The sequence below is a fragment of the Prevotella dentalis DSM 3688 genome (genome assembly GCF_000242335.1).
GTDB lineage: Bacteria > Bacteroidota > Bacteroidia > Bacteroidales > Bacteroidaceae > Prevotella > Prevotella seregens.
Genome location: NC_019960.1, coordinates 799,524 through 821,522 on the forward strand (window position 1 = coordinate 799,524; position 21,999 = coordinate 821,522).

Sequence of the window (21,999 nt, forward strand, 5' to 3'; positions counted from 1 at the left end):
GCCTTTTCACGTCTATTTCAGGCTTTTTTTATACTTTTGCAGCTCAACAACATGAGAGAATCATGAAGAAAACGCTATATAGCAAGTTTGACAAGAAAGAGATTACCGCATTGCCACAAGTCTCTTTTCCCGGACGCATCATCTCCATCATCTCTCCCGGAGAGACGGAAAAGGCTGTGAACTATCTGCTTTCGAGCGATATTCTTGGTGTAGATACGGAAACAAAACCTGCCTTTCATCGTGGAGAACAACATCAAGTGGGCTTGTTGCAGGTGTCTAATCGTACCACCTGTTTCCTCTTCAGACTCAATCTTACGGGTATCACCCCCGCCATCAAACGCTTGCTGGAAGACACCAGTGTCAAGAAAGTGGGCCTGTCATGGCATGATGACCTAAGAGGGCTTCAGGCAAAAGAACCTTTTGCACCAGGCTTGTTCATAGACCTTCAAGACATGGTGCCACAGATGGGAATCGAAGATCTGAGCTTGCAGAAACTCTATGCCAACTTCTTTGGGCGGAAAATATCCAAGCGGCAACGATTGTCCAACTGGGAGGCTCCCATACTCGATGAAAGGCAGAAGCAGTATGCAGCCATTGACGCCTGGGCATGTATCCATCTGTATGAGGAGATCGTCAGGCTTGAGAAAACGCATGATTACGAACTCGTTGTCGTACCAGAGCCGGAGCCTGCTACGCCCAAGGCAAGGGCAAGAGCAACAGGCAAGGATAAGGCGGAGGTTCATCAATCCAAGAAAACAGCGCGAAAGCCAAGGGTAAAAAGTCGGAAGAAAGTCAATTCGGCTGCAAAAACAAACAAAAAGACTGCAAGGAAGAAAGCAGAATTATCAAACCAAGAAAACAAGGATACTCATGTATAAAAGCATTTATCTAAAACGAGGAAAGGAAGAATCTTTATTGCGTTTTCACCCTTGGGTGTTCTCCGGAGCTATTTTGCGAGCAGACGAGGGCATCGAAGAAGGTGAAATTGTAAGAGTATCCACTGCCGACGGCGATTTCATCGCCGTCGGCCATTACCAAATTGGCAGTATTACGGTTCGGGTGCTCTCTTTCCGCGATGTCGTGATTGATGAGGATTTTTGGACAAGCCGCCTGTCTTCCGCCTTGCTTATGCGTCAGCGCATAGGTATTGCAGACAATCCGCAGAACAACACTTATCGGTTGGTACATGGCGAGGGCGACCTGCTTCCGGGGCTGGTAATCGACTGTTACGGCACTACGGCCGTGATGCAGGCCCACAGTGTGGGCATGCACCTGTGCCGCAAGCAGATTTGCGAAGCCCTGCTCAAGGTGATGGGCCCTCGTATTCAGCATGTCTATTACAAGAGTGAGACAACGCTTCCCTATAAAGCCCAGCTCAATCAAGAAGATGGTTTTATCTTCGGTTCCACCGACGACAACACGGCAGTGGAGAATGGTCTCAGATTCCATGTGGACTGGTTGCGGGGGCAGAAGACCGGCTTCTTTATCGACCAAAGGGAAAACCGGGCGCTGCTGGAATCGTATTCCCGAGACAAACGGGTGCTCAACATGTTCTGTTACACGGGTGGCTTTTCGGTTTACGCCATGCGTGGAGGGGCACAACTGGTGAATTCCGTGGACAGCAGTGCCAAGGCCATCGAGCTCACCAATCGTAATGTTGGCTTGAATTTCCCCGGAGACGGACGTCATGAGGCATTCTGTGACGATGCGTTCAAGTATCTTGATGCCAATAACGACAAGTATGACTTGATTGTTCTCGACCCGCCGGCATTTGCCAAGCACCGTGGTGCCCTGCATAATGCTTTGAAAGGATATACGCGTTTGAATGTTAAGGGAATGGAACGGATTAAGCGCGGAGGCATTCTCTTTACTTTCAGTTGTTCGCAAGTGGTGACGAAAGACAATTTCCGCAATGCTGTCTTCACCGCGGCTGCCCAGGCAGGAAGAAAGGTCCGCATCCTGCACCAGCTTCACCAACCTGCCGACCATCCCATCAACATCTACCATCCAGAGGGAGAATATCTCAAAGGATTGGTGTTGTATGTGGAATAAAAATCGTTTCACGATGATTTTCTCCGATTCCATCGAAAGCTATATTCGCCGTCATGACTTGCTGCGTCATGACGGTTTTTACGTCGTTGCACTCTCCGGCGGGGCGGACAGCGTTGCGTTGCTGCGAGTTCTCCTGGCATTGGGGTATCGTGTGGAAGCCGCACATTGCAATTTTCATCTTCGCGGAATGGAAAGCAATCGAGACGAGGCTTTCTGCGTGGCATTGTGCGAAAGCCTACATGTAGGTTTGCACCGGATTCATTTCGAGACAGAAGTCTATGCCCAGGCACACGGAGTGTCCATCGAGATGGCTGCCCGCGACTTGAGGTATCGCTACTTTAAGCAGTTGCGACAGGACATTCAAGCCAATGCCGTGTGCGTGGCCCACCATAGCGACGACCAAGTGGAGACCATTCTCTTGCATCTTTTACGAGGCACCGGGCTTGCCGGGTTACAGGGAATGAAGCCGCGTAACGGAACTGTCGTCCGGCCATTGCTATCGGTGTCACGCCAGCAAATCCTCGACTATCTTGCAGGGCTCTCCCAATCGTATGTGACAGACAGCACAAATCTGGAAGACAACGTGAAGCGCAACAAGTTACGTCTTCGTGTTCTTCCCTTGCTCGAAGAGATAAACTCATCGGCCAGGGAGCATATCCTGCACATGTCCGAGCACCTGCAAGAGGCGGCGGCCATCGTAGATCATGCCGTATCGGATGTTCTCAAGGCGATTCGATTGGACGGTGACGGCTATGATTTAAGGCGTTTGGCCTCCTACCCCGCCCCACACTATGTGCTGTGGCATTTGCTGCACGGCCGTGGGTTTAACTCAACCCAGATCGATGAAATCGCTCGTCACGGACTTGAGCATGGCACGTGGAAGTCGGCAACAACGGTTGTTTTGATCCATCAAGGACAACTTTATATACTGGACAGGGAATCGTGGGAGACCCTGCCCCCCATGCTTGTCATTCCCGAAACAGGCGTTTATGTTTATCCCGCCGGCACTAAGGGAGAGAGTGAAACCAGATTCCGGCTTTGCGTGGAAGACGTAACACCAGATTTCATCATCCGTAAATCGCCGGACGTTGCAGCCGTAGACGCGGCGCGAATACGGTTTCCTTTAACGTTGCGCACGGTGCAAACGGGCGACCGTTTCAGCCCTTTCGGCATGCGAGGAACCAAGTTGGTCTGTGATTTTCTCAAGGACAGGAAGATTCCTTTCCCGGCACGGCGTCATCAATTGGTGCTGACAGACGCACAGGGAAACATCATCTGGGTTGTAGGTCTGCGCATAGACAATCGCTTCGCCATTGTGCCAGGGCGGTCTCAACGTGCCCTGATGATCTCCCGTTGAGGCTCGTATCTGAAAGATTCTGCTGTTTTTCGCATAATTTAAGCCACAGTATGGCACCGTTTGCGAAATATTCTTTATTTTTGTTGAGTCAATCATCAATTCATCTATTTAATCTCAACATCTATGTTTACAGACGCAGACAGAAAACAGATTGAGGGGCGTGGGATGACCATGGCCCAGGTTGAGCATCAGTTGGAGCAGTTTGCCACTGGCTTTCCTTTTCTTCGGATAGAGGCCCCTGCCTCTGTGGGTAAAGGCGTTGTCGCCCCTGACGAGCAAGCCCGTCAGCATGCCGTCAAAGCATGGGAGGCTTACAAGGCCGAAGGACACAAGGTGGTCAAGTTCGTACCAGCCTCTGGAGCTGCCAGCCGAATGTTCAAGGACATGTTTGCTTTCCTTGGCTCCGATTATGATACACCGACAACCGACTTTGAGAAAAAGTTTTTCCAAGACATTCATCAGTTTGCTTTTTACGAGGCCTTGGATGCCCAATGCGTGGCCAACAATGGCAAGACGATAGACCAGCTCATCGCTTCCAGCCAATTTAAGACGGTTGTCGCCAACATGTTGAACCCCGAGGGACTCAATTATGGACAGTTGCCTAAAGGCATGCTCCTGTTCCATCAATATGAAGATGGGGCGAGGACGCCGATGGAGGAGCATCTGGTGGAGACAGCCCTCTATGCAGAATCCCAAGGCGAGGCCTGCGTCCACTTCACGGTTTCTCACGACCATCTGCCTCTCTTCAAGCAACGGGTCGCAGAGAAGCAGGGCGCGTACGAAAAGAAGTTTGGCATTCATTATCAAATCTCTTTCTCCGAGCAGAAGCCGAGTACAGATACCATTGCCGCCAATCCAGACAACACACCATTCCGCAATGAAGACGGAACGCTGCTGTTCCGCCCGGGAGGCCACGGTGCGTTGATAGAGAATCTTAACGACATAGACGCCGACATCATCTTCGTGAAGAACATCGACAACGTGGTGCCCGACAGAATCAAAGGCGACACCGTGAGGTGGAAGCAAATCATTGCAGGGGTGCTGGTGCAGCTGCAACAGCAGGTGTTTGAGTATTTGCACGTGCTTGACAGTGGGGCCTACAACCATGCCAAGCTCGAAGAAATCATTCGTTTTGTCCAGCGCGAGCTGTGTTGCCGGCATGTGGAGCTCAAGGACCTGGAAGATGCAGAACTCGTAGTCTACCTGCGTAAAAAGTTAAATCGCCCCATGCGCGTATGTGGCGTGGTGAAGAATGTGGGCGAACCGGGCGGCGGTCCTTTCATGGCATACAATCCGGATGGCAGTGTGAGTCCACAGATTCTGGAGAGCAGCCAGATAGACAAGACTAATCATGAATACATGGAAATGTTTGCACATGGCACTCATTTCAATCCTGTAGACTTGGTATGTGCTGTAAGGAACTATCAAGGAGAGCATTTCCATTTGCCTGACTATGTGGATGAGCTTACCGGCTTTATCAGTTCAAAGAGCAAGAACGGCCGCGAACTGAAAGCATTGGAGCTGCCCGGCTTGTGGAACGGGGCCATGAGCGATTGGAATACCATCTTTGTGGAGGTTCCCCTTACCACGTTCAATCCTGTCAAGACCGTTAACGATTTGTTACGCGATACGCATCAGTAACCACCAGCTTTTACAATCTATATGCGCATGTCCCCGTCGCTTTATCCGAAGTGGCGGGGACATGTGCTTACAGTTGATGGGCAAGGCAAATCCCATCACATGCTAATTTTCAATAAACTATGCCTGATTTTGTTTTGCAATTCGACGAAAATCCATTAATTTTGCAAGGAGAATCAGTAGTTTCAAATTGAGAATGGCAAGAAAGAAAAGCGGGCGTAGGACAAAGAATTTTGGCGAAGCCATCGGCATACGGAATATATGGGGCAATGAGACCACAGACTTCTTTTTAGGACTTCTACTAATGGCATTTGCCATTTACATGGTTATTGCCATGGTGTCCTATCTCTCAACGGGGCAGGCTGACCAAAGCATGCTTGAGGGAATGCGCCCGGGCGAATGGACTAATACGAATCATGAGTTTACCAATTATTGCGGTTCACTTGGTGCCTTGCTGTCTTATTTTCTGATTACTGCCAATTTTGGGTTGCCCTCTTTTCTCATTCCGGCTTTCTTACTGCTGGTCTCGCTTCAGCTGATGCGGGCATATCGGATGAATCTGCTGAAGTGGTTCTTCGGCATGGCTTTGGTTATGGTATGGACATCTGTAACTTTTGCCAAGTTCGTAACCCCTTTCATGAGCAACCAAGTTTACAATCCAGGTGGCAATCACGGTCTTTTTTGCGTTCAGAAGCTGGAGAATCTGATAGGGCCTCCGGGCCTCACAGCCGTATTGCTTATCGTGGCACTTGCATTCCTGACCTATTTGAGTGCGGAGACAATAGAAGTGATTCGCAAGGCCATAAACCCCGTAAGGTATATTACGGATAAGGTGAAACTGACTGTCACCAACCACGAGCATACCGAGGAGCATCAGTCTGCAGACGATATATTTGAGGTGCAAGATGACGGCGAACAGGAGGGAGACGCTCAGTCTGACGCCGAAGTATCTCCCACAGTGGTCGATCTCACCGACATGGCCCAAGCCCACAAGGAACCGGCTGCCAATGTCGCTTCACTTGATCCGGCTGCTGTCAATGCAGGGCATTCCTCCTCCGAGCCAGAGAATCAACTTGTGGTCGATGCTGTTCACTCTGAAGATTTGGCGGCAGGCAAGGTTCTTGCGGGCGATGACCGTCTGGATACCCCTATCAATCCTTGGGAACCTTTCACCAAATATAAGTTCCCTACCTGCGAGTTGTTGAAGAAATACAACAACAAACCAGTCATTGACATGGATGAAATCAAGGCCAACAACGCACGCATTGTAGAGGTACTCAACAGCTTTGGAGTCAAGATTAGCAAAATCAATGCTACGGTTGGCCCCACCATCACCCTTTACGAGATAACGCCGGCCGAGGGTGTCCGCATCAGTAAGATTCGCGGACTTGAGGCAGATATAGCCTTAAGCCTTTCGGCCTTGGGCATTCGTATTATAGCGCCGATTCCGGGAAAGGGAACCATTGGCATTGAAGTGCCGAACAAGAATCCGCAGATTGTGTCAATGGAGAGTGTGCTCAACACCAAAAAGTTCCAGACCACCAAGATGTCTCTTCCCATGGCTTTGGGCAAGACCATTACCAATGAGGTGTTCATGGTCGACCTGGCGAAGATTCCACACCTGCTTGTAGCCGGTGCCACGGGCCAGGGCAAGTCTGTAGCTCTCAATGCCATCATCTCTTCCTTGCTTTACAAAAAGCATCCCAACGAGCTCAAGTTTGTATTGGTCGACCCTAAGAAAGTAGAGTTCAGCATCTATAATAAAATCACGCCTCACTATATGGCGGCCTTGCCCGAGAACGAAGACGAGCCCATCATCACAGATGTGCAAAAGGTGGTGCGCACGCTGAATTCTCTTTGTAAATTGATGGATCATCGATATGACTTGCTGAAAAAGGCCCAGGTTAAGAAAATAGACGAGTACAACGACAAGTACATTCATCATCACCTCAGACTGACAGACGGGCACGACTATATGCCTTATATCGTGGTGATTATTGATGAGTTTGGCGACCTCATCATGACAGCCGGCAAGGAGATTGAACTTCCCATTCAGCGCATTGCCCAGCTGGCCCGTGCCGTGGGCATCCACATGATTATTGCCACCCAGCGTCCCACCACCAAGATTATCACGGGCAACATCAAGGCCAATTTCCCCGGTCGCATGGCTTTCCGCGTTACTTCCCAGATAGACTCTCGTACCATTCTCGATTGTACGGGGGCCGACCAGTTGGTGGGTCGTGGCGACATGTTGTTCCTGGCGGGTGGAGAGCCGGTGCGCGTCCAGTGTGCTTTTATCGACACACCGGAGATTGAGGCTGTGAACGACTACATAGCCGGGCAGCCGGGCCCTGTCGATTCTATGGAGTTGCCCGAACCCGACGACAATAATGGCGGGATGGGAGGAGCCGCCGGAGGTACCGATTCCAAGAGCCTCGACCCGTTCTTCGATGAAGCTGCCCACGCCATCGTTATCTCTCAGCAGGGCTCTACCAGCATGATCCAGCGGCGTTTTTCCATTGGCTACAATCGTGCCGGCCGCCTCATGGACCAGTTGGCGAGCGCCGGTATCGTGGGAGCCGCCCAAGGCTCCAAGCCACGCGAAGTGCTCATTACTGATGAGAACAGCCTGAATGTGCTGCTGAATCAGATTCATGGTAACTAAATACGCTTGAGAACTGTTTCACAATCTATAATACATTCTTTTAAAAAGATGATGATATGAAGAAAACATATTTATTGATTTTGTTGTCTTTCATAACACTGAGCACGTTTGCCCAGCGGGCAGAAGAGGCGCGAAAGGTGTTGGACAAAACGGCATCCATCGTGGGCAACCGCGGCGGTGCCACGGCCAATTTCAGCATTTCGGGTACCAAAATAAGTTCTGCCTCTAGTACCATTTCCATCAAGGGCAATAAGTTTTACGCCCATACCGGTGACGCTACGGTCTGGTATAATGGAAAGACACAGTGGACCTATCTCAAGTCTACCAATGAGGTAAATGTCACCACGCCAACCGAGGCCCAGCGCATGCGCATGAATCCCTACACGTTCATCACGATGTATAAGAATGGCTATGCACTCAGCATGACCCAAAAGGGTACAAACTATCAGGTTCACATGGTGGCTCAAAACAAACAACGCTCGGTGCAGGAAGTTTTTCTGACTATCGACAGTCGTAGCTATAAGCCAAGCACCATCAAGATGCGCGAGGGGCAGAAATGGATGACTATATCCATCTCCAACTTCCGCACCGGCAAACTGTCCAATGAACTGTTTGTATTCAAGGCCAAGGACTTCCCCTCGGCCGAAGTCATCGACCTGAGATAAGCCTCCGTCCAGTTTCCCACTTCAACCCGTCACCATGTCCCATTTATCTTTCTATCAGCTCTTCTGCATACTGCGTCACCATCGTCGGATCTCCGAGCGTCGTGATGCTATCTTCGAGTCAAACAAGACTGCCAAATGGTTGTTAGGCTTTATGATGACATTCATGGTGCTCTACCTGCTGATGTTTGCCGTCATGCTGTCTCTTGGGGCCAACGCATCCAGCAGATATACAGCTGTCGAGTTTATCATGGGAGCCTCCCCCATTATCATCATGCTTGACTTTTGGGGGCGCTTCGTAGTTCAGCATACACCGGTTCAGCTCATCCGCCCCTACATCCTGTTGCCCATTCCACGCTTCGTCTGCATAGACACGTTTCTAATTAATTCCCTCTTGAGTTGGGGCAATCTGCTTTGGTTTGTCCTGTTGGTTCCTTTCTGTCTCATGTCTGTAATCTTTGGCTATGGGCCGTTTCCGGCTTTGTCTCTGTTGCTTCTTTATTATCTGCTGTTTCTGGCAGACAGCCAATGGTATTCCATTGCACGCACGTTGATTATCTCTCATCCGTTATGGTGGTTGCTGCCTATGGGTGTCACCGCCCTTGTCGCCCTCCCTCTTCTTCCGGGCAACTGGGCCTCCTTTTTTAGATTCTATGCCCATACCGGAACAGGATTGGAGCACGGAAATATCATTCCCCACGTCGTTGTTTTGGCCTTGCTGACCACCCTGTTCATGATAAACCGTCGATTGCAGTATCAGCAGGTCTGGAAAGAATTGGGGCGTCAGCAGACTTCTACACTCAAGCACGTCAGTCGCTTTTCTTTTTTGGAGCATTTTGATGTATTGGGAGAATATATTAAGATTGAAATCAAGTCTTTGCTGCGCAACAGAAATCCGAGAAAGAGTTTTCTGATAGCGACTGCCGTGGTTATTTTCATCAGCTTCATTATTGTCCTGACAGATGTCTACGACACTGCTACCATGACTAATTTCTGGTGTTTCTACAATTTTGCAATTTTCGGAGTAGTCCTGTTGATTAAGATTATGGGCTACGAAGGCAACTATATGGACTTGCTCATGATACATCATGAAGAGCTTCTCAAATTGCTGACAGCCAAGTATTACTTTTTCTGCTCATTGCTTCTGTTGCCCTTTGTGCTTATGCTCCCCATGGTATTTGTAGGCAAATGGAGCATTCTGATGCTGCTGTCCTACGCAGCTTTCACTGCAGGCTTCCAATATTGCTTGCTCATGCAGGCTGCTGTCTACAACAACAAGAGCATTCCCATGAACGAAAACTTTGTGGGCAAGGGCGGCATCGAGACCAATTACATTCAGATTGTTGGCGAAATTCTCGCTTTCTTGGTGCCCATGGTCATCATCAGCGTGTTGGAGTTAGTGGTGAGTCCAGTCTACGCCTGGTTAGTCATGATGGCTATTGGCCTGGGCTTTATTTCTACCCATCGGTGGTGGCTTCGCAGCATCTATCGGCGAATGATGTTGCGTCGATATGCCAATTTGGAGTCCTTTCGCAAGTAGAAAGGCCCACACTCAGACTTCGAATCAGGTCAACGCAAAGTATATCCAGACCAGTATAGCAATGATGATGGCCGTGCACACCAATCTGAACAGACAGCTCGTCACCTTTTTAATAATAACGATGCCTATGATGATGGCAATGAGTGCAGAGAGATAATAGCTGAAGTTAGAGTCCATATTCTTTTAGGAAGCGTCTTTTACTTGTTCGTGTGTAGGAAGAGTTGCTGGAAGTTTTGGGGGATTCGGGTCTGAAACTCCATGGATTCGTGTGTCACGGGATGATAGAAGCACAACGTATAGGCATGCAGACAGAGCCGGCCAATCGGATCGTCGCCATTGCCGTATTTCATATCGCCACATACTGGATGTCCCATCTCAGCAGCATGTACGCGGATTTGGTTCTTCCTTCCTGTCTCCAGTCTGAATTCCACAAGCGAATATTCTTTCGATTCGTCCAGCACATAGAAATGGGTTACAGCATATTTACCGCCATTCTCCACCTGACTACTATAAGTGAAGTAGGCCTTGTTGTCCTTGAGCCAGCTGGCAATAGTTCCTTCACGGTCTTCCATCCTGCCCGAGAGCACGGCCACGTAACGTCGGTCGTAGACGGTGCGATGCCAGTCAGCTTCGAGTGAAAGCTCCGTCTTCTTATCCTTGGCATAAATCATGAGTCCGCTCGTTTCCCGGTCCAGCCGATGTACTACATGAGCCTGACAGGGCTGATTGGTCTGATGGAAGTAGCCATCAAGCACAGTTTTGACATTCAGACTGCTGTGCCCTGCTGCCATCGAGAGAATGCCTACAGCTTTCTCCACTACAACCAGATAGTTGTCTTCGTAGACAATCTTCACATATCGGCTTTTCAGCGTCTCGTTGCGTTTCGTCTTGCTTACGGCAATCTTCATGCCGGGCTTCAGCGGATAGTCATGGCGCGTGATGAATTTCCCATTCACTCGGATGCCGTGTCCTTGGAGGGTCGCTTTCACTTTGGAACGGCTGAGACCCACATGGGCCAGAAGCCATTCCAGCAGAGGCGATTCTTTATCCACGACATAGTGGCTGTATTGCCCCTGTTCGCTGTTGTTTGCTTTCATCATGTTTTTTCTTTCTGTCTTGTCTGGATGTAATCCTACTCTTTCCGTTTCCAAATACGGGCAATCTTACGGCGAACGACAAAGATGTTGCAAATGCTCACCAACACAAAAAGGATGATGCCAAGTGCCAATGCCGGGGCCATGCCGCTACCATCAATCTCTGGGAAAAGAGTCTCGATGATGTTCATATAATAGTCTCTCACTGCATAGAGTGCCAGCCAGGCCATGAGCAGCACTCCCCCATTCAGGCCAATAGTGAGCAGTTGGTAGGGTCGGGCTACCTCGCCAGGGCTGTAGCCAATAAGTAGCAGGTTTTCCAGTTTGGAAGAGTTTTTCTGAACCAACAGATAGATGCTCAGCATGAGAATATAGAAGCTCAGCAACGAAATCACCAGTCCCACCACCATGACCATCGACACCATCATCTTCAGAAAGTAAGTGGCTTTCTCGGCTTCCAGCTTGTCATCTTCCACTTCATAGCCTTTTTTGTCGATATATTTGGCTACAGTTTCGTCGGCAGGATTGGCCATCTGCATCACAAGTCGGCTTGGTTCAGAGTGGCTGTCGGGGGCAAAATAGCCGTTGCTCCAGTCCATGAAAGCCTGCGGCACAAGGATAGTGTTCAGTCTGCTGGAGAAGCCAATGACCTTGCCATTGAACCTTCCCTTGTGTCCGTTCCCCTGCACAAAGATGTCGAAGTCTATCATGCCCACCAGCCCGTCACTGATTTTGGGCAGCGAACGGCTTTGGGCGAACCCGAAGTTATACATGGCTATATAGGTGCGGGGCAGGATAATGGGCACCTCTGTGGCCCCCGGCTTATAGCGCCAGATACGTGGCGAGGCCTTTACAAATTCGTCTGGGATGCTCTCAAAGAAGAGTTCGGAATTGAGCACATCGGTTCCATTCACCCCCATGTGGGCATCCACCTTGTATTCTGTGGAGGTGAACTTGCCCACTTTATCGACAAACTGTTGTTGCTCCAGCTCGTCAACTTCCGAAACGGAAAAGGTGTTGGTTCGCCCTGAGATGGTATTTCCCGTACCAATCTTCTTGCTCAGTATTACATAGTCGGTCTTCATGAACGAGTCTTCTGCCGTGAACACTGGCATCATGTCCTTGTAAAATTGATACCCGAGCAACACGATGAGCATGCCAAACAGGTTGGCCAAGAAGAATCCGGCCAACTGCGGTATGCTGATATGCTGCCTCAATAACTTCCAAACCAGTTTCATAACTTCAATGTCTTTTCGTAGTCCAGGTTCATGTGCTTGCCAATACTCGTCACAATGACCCCCGCTCCTTGCGCTTTGGCCTCTGCCATCATGATTTCTCCCATGATGCGCGAGTTGTTGTCGTCCAGATGCGAGATGGGCTCATCCGCCAGAATGAAGTCGAAAGGCTGCACCAAAGCCCTAATCAGGGCCACGCGTTGCTGCTGTCCAAACGACATTCGTCCTATCTTGGCATCCACTTTGTCACCTATCCCCAACCTATCGAACCAATCCATGATTTGAGCTTCTGTTTTGAATCCGGTGAGCTTATTCTTGATTTGCACATTCTCCATCGCCGTGAGTTCGGGAAACAATCTCAGTTCCTGAAAGAGGTAGCTGATGTGGGTGCGACGCATTCTCACCCAGTCATATACGCGGAAGTCAGAGGTGTTGCGCTCATCAAACAGCACCGCTCCACTGTAATCGCGCCGGTAACCCAGGATATAGCTGCAAAAGGTACTCTTGCCTTTTCCCGATTCAGCCTCGACCAAATAGAGTTTTCCCTTGTCAAAGGTCACGTTATGGTTCCACACCTCCGACACCAAATCTTCACGCTGCGAGAATACTTGTGGGATAACCTTCTGTAAATGAATCCTGTCCATCTCTCTATTTCAGTGTATATACAATGGTGTTGAGCTGCCCGAACATAGGTTTCAACAAGGAGGTCACAGCTTGTGCCTTGCTTCCTTGCATAGCCGCGAGATTGATGACCATCACCAACTTCTGCCCTTTTATCTTATTCTGCAGCGTCTGGGCCATCGGGGTAGCTGCCGTCCTGATGCTCTGCAAGGCAGCTTCCTTGCTTCCTCCGCTCATATATTGCCTGTCGTCGGTCACACCAAAATAGTAGTTGGTCTTGTCACCATGATAATAATAACAGTCACGTCCCCAGTCGCCAATGAAGCCACCTTGGGGGACGCTCTGCTTCCAGTAATCCACATCTGCCAGCCAATCTGCATGTTTCAGCTGGGCCGCCATCATGAGTTGGAAGCTGTCGCTCCCCAATGAGGGGGTGATAATGGTCATGTCACCGTCAATACTTTTGATGATATTGTCCATGTCGATAGCCGAATTGATGCCCGAGAGCATGGTCTTCAGTCCTCGGTTCCGACGCATCAACTCAATAAATTGTCTGCCGTCTACGTTCAGAAACATACCCACGGCATCTTTGTCGGACATCGTGCCGATGTATTTCCCCTCTATGGGGCGATAAGTCTTTGTGGCCTTTTGCAGGGCCTCGTTAATGCGTTTGTTGAAAGAAAAGGTCTCTCCGCTCATCCAGAGACAGCCGTCTTTCACCTCCAGCGTTGCGGCAATTAAAACCTGCGAGGGGTCTGCATCCTTTGGGGCTCCCAGCGTAAAGGGAGCTACAAACTGTTCGGGCAGTGCGCGGGCTTCGCATACCATGGCCATAGGCGCATTGATAGAGTCCACCTTATTATATATAGGTGTGTGACGGATGCCATTCTCCTCGTCGGCCTTCAGATACTTGGCCATCTGTCCCATCATCTCTTCCCGTGCTTCCGCCAGCACCGGTCCCATGAGCAGGGCAGCCTTGTCCGTATAACCTATTATCCATTGATTGGGCAGGGCTGCGAACTGACAGTCTCTTTTTATCACTATGTCCAGCCCGGCTTTCTTCAAGAGTCCTCCCAGTTTGTCGGGATCCTCCATTTTGGCACAGAGACCAAGATTTCCCTGTGCATCTTCAAAAAAGAAAAGGTTGGCCGAAAGATCTATCCCTGTATGGTCAAGATTCGAGATGTGGAGCAACGTTTTCAGCAACGTCTGGCTGCCGGCACCGCTTAGTTTTGCTGTATTCATCGAAATGAGGAGAATACTTTCGCTGGGAATGGCATCCAGATAGTCGCTGTCCGAACACGAAGAAAACATCGCAGCCAATATGGTTACGACAAGATAAGCTATTTTTTTCATGATTTACGTTTTGCAATCTGGCTCATGGACACAGCCATCATTCCCGCAGTCTCGGTGCGGAGTCTGCTGTTGCCCAAGCTCACGGGTTCGTAGCCATGTTCCATGGCCAGCCTCACCTCCTCCGTCGAGAAGTCTCCTTCAGGCCCCACGAGTATGGTTACGGCCTCGTTAGGGGCCGTTTGTTGCAGTTGGTCAAAGAGGTCTTCTCGTTCGATTTCCTGATAACAATGGGCAATCCATTTTTTCCCCTGCCGTGGCTGACGGATGAAATCGGAAAAACTCATCAATCCATTCAACTGGGGCATCCAAGGCTTGCGGCTCTGTTTCACAGCCGACACCACGATGCGCTCCAGTCGAGGCAGTTTGAGTTCCTTGCGCTCAGAGAATTTGCAATTCAGAAAACTGGCTTCGTCAAACCCTATCTCTGTTATCTTCTCCATCATCCATTCCATGCGTTCCATCATTTTTGTGGGCGCGATGGCCAAATGGATGTGTCCGTTCCATGTCTTGCTTTGGGGAAGCGCCTCCACTATTTTATACATGCAGTGCTTGCCCGAAGCCAGCGTCACTTCGGCGCGATAGATGGTTCCCGCCCCATCCATCAGAAAGAACTCGTCGCCACGCTGCAGTCTCAGCACGCGGACGGCGTGATGTGTCTCGTCGGCGGGAAGCTCGGACGACTGGTCTGCATGAGGCACATAGAAATATCTGGCTTCTTTCATGCTTGTTGTTTGTCTTCTGTGGCCCCGTCGTTTTTTCGACTTGTCTGTTGCTGCTTTCGGCGATTCAGTTCATCGCGCAAGTGTGAGGCCATCTCGTAGTTCTCGTTTTTCACGGCTTTTTCGAGTGCACGCTGCAACATTTCATCGTTGATCGTGTTGACAGGCAGGGGAACTCCCGTTGACTCACGGTCGTAGACTGTGCTCTGACGGGCAAACAATCCCTCGTCCATGAGCACGGGTATGTCTCCCCGGCTCAGATACAGCAACAGGACGGCATCCGTGGCATAGAGCGGCAATTCTTCCAAAGTATCGGTATTGCTCAGCACGGCCTGGTATCGCCCGTCGTGCAGAGAGTCGATGTGGATTTCCAGAGACAGGTCTGTTTGCCACTTGATGAGGTTCTGCAACACTTCAGGCAACATCTTATCGGTGTTCCTCCGATGTCCCAGGCGCATGCCGAACTCCTCCAGTATGCGTTTGTCGCATGGCACAGCCACCTGACGCTGTTCGGCACTGTCAGTCAGCACCAGCAGCCCCAGCTCTTTTGACCCGACAATCTCGGAGACGCTTTTGAATATGAGTCTAACCCTTGCCATCAGTCGACTGCCACCTCCTCTTTCTTGGGTCGGAATACCAGAGCAAAGGAAAAGCCTACCCCCAAGGCGTATGCTGCAAAGGTGTACCAGCAGGGTTGCCATGCCGTGATGTTGTTCACGGTGTTCACATCCACCACGGCTTGGGCGGCAAACGACCCGATGGTGGCACCCAGACCGTTGGTCATCAGCATGAACAGGCCTTGGGCCGACGAGCGCAATTTGGGATCGGCTGCCTTATCTACAAATAACGACCCCGATATGTTGAAGAAGTCGAAAGCCACACCATAGATAATCATGGAGGCAATGAACATCCATACACCCGATCCCGGGTTGCCGGCACCCAGCAGTGCAAAGCGCAACACCCATGCAAACATGGCTATCAGCATCACATTCTTGATGCCATAGCGTTTCATAAAGAAAGGTATCATCAGGATGCACAGCGTCTCGCTAACCTGCGAAATGGAATAGAGTATCACCGAATGGTTCACGCCGAAAGTGTCGGCATACTCTGGCATGCTGGCAAAGCTCTCAATAAACGGAGTGGCAAAGCCGTTGGTTATCTGTAGACTCACGCCCAGTAGCATGGAAAAGACAAAGAAAATGGCCATCTTCTTCTGGCGGAACAGCGTGAAAGCACGCAGTCCCAATGCATCGACCAGGCTCTTCTTCCCGCCGTCGTGCGAAATGGGACAGGCGGGCAAGGTGAACGTGTAGAGAAAAAGCACTATGCTTAACACGCCACTCACCACGAATTGCATCTCCGTCGACTTGTACCCCATCAGGTCTACAAACCACATGGAACAGATGAAACCGACGGTGCCAAACACGCGAATGGGAGGAAAGTCTTTCACGGTGTCCATATTCTGTTGCACCAGCGCATTGTAAGCCACCGAGTTCGACAGGGCCAGCGTGGGCATATAGAAAGCTACACTCAGAGAATAAAGGGTAAACAGAATGCCAAACGCAGCGTTGGTTCCCGTGCTGTGTCCATACCATGCGGCTGCGAACATAAACAGACCTGCCGCCAAGTGGCAGAAGCCCAGCAACCGCTGTGCCGGAATCCACCGATCGGCAACGATGCCCATCAGGGCCGGCATGAAGATAGAGACAATGCCCTGCATGGCAAAGAAAGGACCGATATGGGAGGCCATACCGATGCTGCTCAAGTAGATTCCCATACAAGTCAGGTAGGCGCCCCACACTGCAAACTGCAGGAAATTCATCAGGGCCAAACGCACTTTCAGATTCATTCTGTATTCTTTTTAGAATTCATGCTGCAAACTTACACAAAATAATCGAATTTCATGCCGGTTGCAGGAAAAAGTTGAAGTCGGGGCAAAGGTAAAATAAGGAAAGGGGAAATTGCATTGCCGTGCAATTTCCCCTTTCGTCAAGAGCATATTATTAAAATAGGAATGTAGTGTTCACATTTGAACTACAGTTGGGGGTTTGGGTTCCCTGCCAGACTTTTACCGCCATGCACCTCCGCTGAATCCACAGCGGCAGGTGACAGGGGTAGGTCAATCGTCCCAGGCAGAGAAGCGCGGATAGGCCGTATAGCCGTTCCCGTCTTCCATATCGAAGAACGAATTCCTCTTGGCGCCAACCTCGTCATCGTCCGGATCGAACTCATCATTGGAGACACCAGGGCTTGCCGTAATCATTACTTGTTCTGCCGAAAGGTAGATTTTCTCGGCCATCGGAGTCATATATGTCTTTCTTATCATAATGGTTTCTTCTTGTTATTTGACAATAATCTTCTTGCCCTGATGGATATATACACCGCGTGTGGGCTTTTCGATGCGTTGGCCATAGAGATTGTAACAGGCTGCATCTTCATCTTGTTTGGTATCCAGACCGTCTGCCACCTCAATACCAGTCGGCGTCAGCTCCTCGTCATCGGTGATAAATTGAATCTTGACACCTGCCGGTACACCCGGGATCTTGGCGTAGGCCTTGTGGACGGGGAAGTTGGGCAGCGGTGAAGTTCTCCTCTTGAAGATACCGCTGTTCTTCGACATCACGTAGATGGGATCGGTCATGGAGGCTGCCACCGTCTGACTATTCACAGTGATGCCGTGCATGATGTCGTTGGTCACGTCATAGCTTACATCGTCATGCTCGCCGATGGCATAGTAGAAGTCGGCGGGCGTAGCATTCAGATCAAGCACTTTCAGCAGCACGCCGGTGAAGGCCGGCACGTAACCGTAGCTCCCGGTATAGCCGCCATTCATGTCCACACTCGTCATTTTCACCATGTAGGTTGCGTTTCCGTAGTCGCCGGGGCCCTCTTTCACTTCGCCGACCTTGGCCACGAATGCGCCCATGTCGCCGTTTCCTTTCTCGGTTTTGTACACACTGAGGTCTGTATCAAACTCGCGGGCAAAGCTGCCATACTTGTGAGTAATCTCGATGCCCGGAATCTGATAGGAAAGCTGGCCGGTAAAGTTGAACTGACTCTCCTGGTATCCGTGCGTGCCCGAGTCGTACACCTGCTTGTGCCACTGCATCTGGTAAGTGGGCAGGGCCGACTTCTTGACATAGATTTTCGTTGTCGGGGCAAACTCGTTGTAGTTTTCATTGGTCTCGTCCAGCTCGAAGCGGGTGGTGCTCAACATCCGTTTGGTAGGATTGGAAGCCAGGAAAAACACGTTCTTTATCGTAGATGTGTTGGCATTGATATCGGTCTTGAAAGCCTTGGCACCGATGTATTCCACATTCTTTTTCACCACAACCTCCTGCACGGCACTGGTCGTGTTTTGGAAAGCATAGTCGCCAATCAGGTTGACGCTGTAGGTTTTCCCGGCGTGTGCCACGATCTCGGGCACAATGAAAGTATAGTCTGTGCTGCGCACGTCCAGTAGATCCACGCTGTTGTCCGATACCGGCATGTATTCCAAATGGTTCTCTGTGAAAGAGGTGTTGCGGCTCTTGAACTGCTGATAGAACGTCGAAGCGTTGTAATTGCCCAGCAGATTCTTGCGCACATAGATGTCGATGTTGGCAGGCATGTTCGTCGTTCCAGACGAACCGTTGTCGAAACTGCGCTTGTTGTCCTCTTGGTTGATGTTGGCCGGGTCGATCATCAAGTCGCAAAGGAACGTAATCGTGTTCAGATTCTTACAGAGACTGAAAGCGCGCTCACCGATGGAAGCCACCTTGTTGGGTATTACCACATTCTTCAGGCCCGTGTACTCGTAGAAGGCATAGTCGCCAATCTTGGTGATGGAAGGAGGCAGCAGCGTGAAGCGGTCGTTGGCCTTTCCGTGCGGGAAGAGGATGAGCGTCAGCTTGTCCTTGGACAGCAGGTAGCCGTCGATGCTTGAATAATTGGTGTTCTCCTTGTGGACATTGATGTCGGTCAGGTTTTCACAATACTTGAAAGTTTCAGAACTGATGCTCTCCACATTCTTGGAAAGATTCACTTCGGTCAGTGCAGCACAGCCGCGAAACGCCTCTTTCTCCAGCGTCTTCACACTGTTGGGGATGCTGATGGCGGTCAGACCGCAGTCGGCCAAGGCGCCGGCCTTGATGGTTGTAATGACTGCATCGTCGTCGAAAGTGGCCGTCTTCATTCTTTCGCAACGTTGGAAAGCATTGGTACCAATGGTTTTGACACCTTTGGGGAACGCAAAACTCTCCAAAAATTTCAGGTCTTGGAATGCACCGTCTTCTATAGTCTCGAGGTCGCATGCGCCCAAAAAGTTGAAGTGTTTCAGATTGCTCACGGTCTGGAGCACGCCTTTATTGATGGTTTTCAACTTGGAATTAGCGGCTATATTGATGGTTTCCAAAGCCTTGCAATCCGTAAAGATAAGGTTCAGCTCCGTCAATGTCGATGGCAGGGTCACTTCCTGGAGCTTGGGATTCCAGCCAAAGGCACCGCTTCCTATTGTAGAAGTGCTGGAAGGCTCCTCAAAAGTAACAGTGAGCAGTTCACTGAACCCGCCGAAAGCCTGCTTTTTGATGGTTTCCACATTGCCGGGAATGGTCAAATGCTTGATATAGCGGTTGGAAGAAAAGGCAAAGTCTCCTACCGTTTTTACAGAAGATGGGATGGTGTAATTTCCCTCGGCGATGGGCTTTGACGGTGGGAAGAAGTAGAGAAAATCCTTGTTGGGCTTGCTGTACACCACCCCGTCTTCTGCAATAAAGTTGACACAATTGGGAGCGGTTTTGTATTCTTTGATTTTCACACAACTGGAAATGGCACCCAGCGTACCGGCTATTTGAAGGTCCTTGGGCAGGGTTACGGTCTCCAGTATCGGACAGGCATTGATGGAGTTCTCACCCAATTTGGTGACCTGGTTCATCACGATGCTCTCCATTTTCTGGGCCATGTCGATGGCACGCCCCGTAATTTCGGTGATGCCATCGGGAACCGTGTAGTCCTTGGTGGGCTTGTTGCGCGGATACTGAACCAGTGCTTGGCCCAAGAACAGCACGCCCGCATTGACCGTGTAAAGGGTCGACCCGCCTGGAGCAATCTCGTAGGCTTCCAGAGAGTTGGTCTGCGAGAAGCTTGGATATGTGGTTCTTGCATGTTGCAGGTTGGGTGGCAGCACCATTTTCTTCATTCCATTGGTATTGAGGAAGGCCGCAGAATGGATGGTCTTTACTGCCGTGTTTACCGTGTAGGTGCCGTCCGGGTCAAGATTGTCGGGATTGGACGGCACGGCAAACAGCTCGGTCTTGTCATTCGTGTAGAGTGCTCCGTGGCCGTCATCAGAGAAGTTGGTATTGCCCGGGTCTACGGTAATCCATGGCATTTGATTCACCCTGTAGAACACATTGTCGGCAATTTTGGTCACCGAAGCCGGAATGTTCAACGTCGTCAGGCGGGCGGCTCTGAAAGAAGAGTATGCTATTTCCGTGATCCCTTCGGGCAGTGTCACCGCAGTAATATTACGGCAATAGAAAGTTTCATTGCCTCCTACTTTGGTTACGGTAAAAGTAACGCCCTTGCCGTCGCTCCAAGTTGCAGGAATGGTAACGGGCCCACTAACGTTGTCTTCTACGCCTACGAAAGACAATTTGTTGGCACCCACATCTATCACCTGATAGATAATTCCATCGTTCCTTACGATTTCATTCAATGTGTAAGCCAGGAGTTGTGCGGGAAATGCCACAAACAACAGGCTTAACAACAACTGTTTTGCTTGTTTCATTTTAATAATAAATTGTATTTATATCTATAATATCTCTTCGTCTACACCAGTCTTTGTGACCGATTATGTTTTTCAACCATTGATTGGAGGCATATTTCTGAATGGCGGGACAAAGGTAACAGATTCCCGTGACAGGGCCGTTATCCAAAAGGGATTGATAGTTTCCGATAACGGCAAAGGCTTTTCTCTTTTTGATATTCTTTCCAAACAAGGTACGTTTTCTGGCAAAATTGATGTTAATAACAAACCGATTGTGTTAACAAAACAAAACTACAGAGCTGCGCTAATAGATATTTCGTAAATTAGCACAAAGATAAACCGACATGGACAAGGAGAACTTAGACCTAAAAACCACAGTAACGACCTATCAAGAAATAAGAGATTCTATTGCCAATGGGGAACACGGATTTGCAGACAAGTATTTCGCGAATGACAACTATTCCGTGTTACTAGGTGGCAATGCGCTTTTCAAGTCGATGCTGGCCCCCCATGTATCCACGCGTGTAGTGTGCGCGCGTGGGCATCGTTCGTCGCGGCTCCTGCGCGCCGGTCGTCAACAACCGGCGTTATCCCTGCGGAGAGGGCGACCTGCTGTTCATGAACTGGGGCACAATTATTACTGAAGACCATTTCTCTGTGGAAGCCCAGTTCGACGGCATTGCCATGAACGAGACATACATGAAGCACATCTTTGGGGACGAGCTTCCCCGGGCATTCCTGCTGCCAGCCCAGTGTTTCAAGGTCCATCTCAAGCCGGCAGAGCTGCACATCTTCTGCAACTACCTGGAAACGCTGTTCCATCTGGTCACGTTGATGGACCAGGGCATCGACGTCCGCAACGCCGTACGAACGCTGTTTGCCTCTGCACTACATTTCATCGAGACACTTTATCAGAAAAAGGTGGTGCCGCCCGAGGGGTTCTCTCCCCGTCGCCGACAACTGAACAACAGCTTCATGAAGCTCGTTGTGGCCCATGCACGGCAGCAGCACGAGCTTGAATTCTATGCGCAGCAGCTGTGCATCACCCCTCACTATCTGGGAATGCTCGTGCGTCAAGAGACTGGCGAGACGGCCAAGGCATGGATAGACAGGGCGCTTCTCATAGCCATACAGGTGGAACTGAAGCAGACACACAAGTCGCTGAAAGTGCTGGCGGGCGAATTCTTTTTCCCCTCGGTGAGCTCTTTTTGCAAGTTTTTCAAGCGCATGACGGGTAGCACGGCCACCGCCTACCGCACGGGCGGCGCCATCTGATACCGGCAACAAGCGACAGATCCATGGGCTTCGCCCTCC

The 21,999-nt window shown here is 50.2% G+C and carries 19 protein-coding genes; 9 read left to right on the plus strand and 10 right to left on the minus strand.

Translation table 11 applies throughout. From position 1 onward, the window contains the following. The first annotated feature begins 62 nt into the window (after positions 1-62). The 7 genes from PREDE_RS03260 (at position 63) to PREDE_RS03290 (ending at position 9,914) form a co-directional block, all read left to right on the plus strand. Complete coding sequence (locus PREDE_RS03260; protein ID WP_005843353.1) at positions 63-878, plus strand: 3'-5' exonuclease; 816 nt, start codon at positions 63-65, stop codon at positions 876-878. Then, on the plus strand, positions 871-2,052 hold the full coding sequence (locus PREDE_RS03265) for a class I SAM-dependent rRNA methyltransferase (protein WP_005843350.1): 1,182 nt from the start codon (positions 871-873) through the stop codon (positions 2,050-2,052). The genes PREDE_RS03260 and PREDE_RS03265 overlap by 8 nt, the downstream gene beginning before the upstream one ends. Next, complete coding sequence (gene tilS, locus PREDE_RS03270; RefSeq protein WP_005843348.1) at positions 2,042-3,409, plus strand: tRNA lysidine(34) synthetase TilS; 1,368 nt, start codon at positions 2,042-2,044, stop codon at positions 3,407-3,409. The genes PREDE_RS03265 and tilS overlap by 11 nt, the downstream gene beginning before the upstream one ends. A gap of 123 nt (positions 3,410-3,532) precedes the next feature. Then, positions 3,533-5,050 carry a DUF4301 family protein gene (locus tag PREDE_RS03275; RefSeq protein WP_005843346.1) on the plus strand — a complete coding sequence of 506 codons (1,518 nt, stop codon included), beginning with the start codon at positions 3,533-3,535 and terminating at the stop codon, positions 5,048-5,050. A 193-nt stretch (positions 5,051-5,243) separates the two neighbouring features. Beyond that, positions 5,244-7,712 (plus strand): FtsK/SpoIIIE family DNA translocase, encoded by a 2,469-nt coding sequence (locus PREDE_RS03280; RefSeq protein WP_005843344.1) that lies wholly within the window; start codon positions 5,244-5,246, stop codon positions 7,710-7,712. A 56-nt stretch (positions 7,713-7,768) separates the two neighbouring features. After that, entirely contained in the window at positions 7,769-8,377 is a 609-nt protein-coding gene (locus PREDE_RS03285; protein WP_005843342.1) for a LolA-like putative outer membrane lipoprotein chaperone, read from the plus strand. A 34-nt stretch (positions 8,378-8,411) separates the two neighbouring features. Beyond that, a complete protein-coding gene (locus PREDE_RS03290; protein WP_005843340.1) occupies positions 8,412-9,914 on the plus strand; it encodes a DUF5687 family protein in 1,503 nt (500 codons plus the stop codon). A 24-nt stretch (positions 9,915-9,938) separates the two neighbouring features. Here the strand turns inward: PREDE_RS03290 and PREDE_RS14015 are convergent, their stop codons facing one another. The 10 genes from PREDE_RS14015 to PREDE_RS03335 all read right to left on the minus strand — a co-directional run bounded on the left by PREDE_RS14015 (position 9,939) and on the right by PREDE_RS03335 (position 20,706). Next, positions 9,939-10,091: a hypothetical protein gene (locus PREDE_RS14015; RefSeq protein ID WP_005843338.1), complete on the minus strand. Its 153-nt coding sequence runs from the start codon at positions 10,089-10,091 to the stop codon at positions 9,939-9,941. A 20-nt stretch (positions 10,092-10,111) separates the two neighbouring features. Further along, positions 10,112-11,011 (minus strand): RluA family pseudouridine synthase, encoded by a 900-nt coding sequence (locus tag PREDE_RS03295; protein WP_015298431.1) that lies wholly within the window; start codon positions 11,009-11,011, stop codon positions 10,112-10,114. A 35-nt stretch (positions 11,012-11,046) separates the two neighbouring features. Further along, positions 11,047-12,246 carry a cell division FtsX domain-containing protein gene (locus PREDE_RS03300; RefSeq protein ID WP_005843335.1) on the minus strand — a complete coding sequence of 400 codons (1,200 nt, stop codon included), beginning with the start codon at positions 12,244-12,246 and terminating at the stop codon, positions 11,047-11,049. After that, the gene (locus PREDE_RS03305) at positions 12,243-12,887 is read right to left on the minus strand and encodes an ATP-binding cassette domain-containing protein (protein ID WP_005843333.1); all 645 of its coding nucleotides are present in this window, start codon (positions 12,885-12,887) and stop codon (positions 12,243-12,245) included. Before PREDE_RS03305 ends, PREDE_RS03300 begins: the two co-directional genes overlap by 4 nt. Before the next feature lie 4 nt (positions 12,888-12,891). Then, positions 12,892-14,220, minus strand: a complete 1,329-nt coding sequence (locus PREDE_RS03310) for a DUF4836 family protein (RefSeq protein ID WP_005843332.1) — start codon at positions 14,218-14,220, stop codon at positions 12,892-12,894. Beyond that, positions 14,217-14,942: a 16S rRNA (uracil(1498)-N(3))-methyltransferase gene (locus PREDE_RS03315; RefSeq protein ID WP_005843330.1), complete on the minus strand. Its 726-nt coding sequence runs from the start codon at positions 14,940-14,942 to the stop codon at positions 14,217-14,219. The genes PREDE_RS03310 and PREDE_RS03315 overlap by 4 nt, the downstream gene beginning before the upstream one ends. Further along, a complete protein-coding gene (locus tag PREDE_RS03320; protein WP_005843328.1) occupies positions 14,939-15,538 on the minus strand; it encodes a UvrB/UvrC motif-containing protein in 600 nt (199 codons plus the stop codon). The genes PREDE_RS03315 and PREDE_RS03320 overlap by 4 nt, the downstream gene beginning before the upstream one ends. Continuing rightward, positions 15,538-16,788: an MFS transporter gene (locus tag PREDE_RS03325; RefSeq protein ID WP_005843326.1), complete on the minus strand. Its 1,251-nt coding sequence runs from the start codon at positions 16,786-16,788 to the stop codon at positions 15,538-15,540. Before PREDE_RS03325 ends, PREDE_RS03320 begins: the two co-directional genes overlap by 1 nt. Positions 16,789-17,058: 270 nt before the next feature. Beyond that, on the minus strand, positions 17,059-17,265 hold the full coding sequence (locus PREDE_RS03330) for a hypothetical protein (RefSeq protein ID WP_005843322.1): 207 nt from the start codon (positions 17,263-17,265) through the stop codon (positions 17,059-17,061). Positions 17,266-17,280: 15 nt separating this feature from the next. Further along, positions 17,281-20,706, minus strand: a complete 3,426-nt coding sequence (locus tag PREDE_RS03335) for a leucine-rich repeat domain-containing protein (RefSeq protein ID WP_005843320.1) — start codon at positions 20,704-20,706, stop codon at positions 17,281-17,283. A 55-nt stretch (positions 20,707-20,761) separates the two neighbouring features. Between PREDE_RS03335 and PREDE_RS03340 the strand changes: the two genes are divergently transcribed. Both PREDE_RS03340 and PREDE_RS03345 read left to right on the plus strand, forming a co-directional pair. Beyond that, positions 20,762-21,007, plus strand: a complete 246-nt coding sequence (locus PREDE_RS03340) for a hypothetical protein (protein ID WP_154648429.1) — start codon at positions 20,762-20,764, stop codon at positions 21,005-21,007. 215 nt (positions 21,008-21,222) lie between these two features. Further along, complete coding sequence (locus PREDE_RS03345; protein ID WP_052308323.1) at positions 21,223-21,960, plus strand: helix-turn-helix domain-containing protein; 738 nt, start codon at positions 21,223-21,225, stop codon at positions 21,958-21,960. Positions 21,961-21,999: the final 39 nt, after the last annotated feature.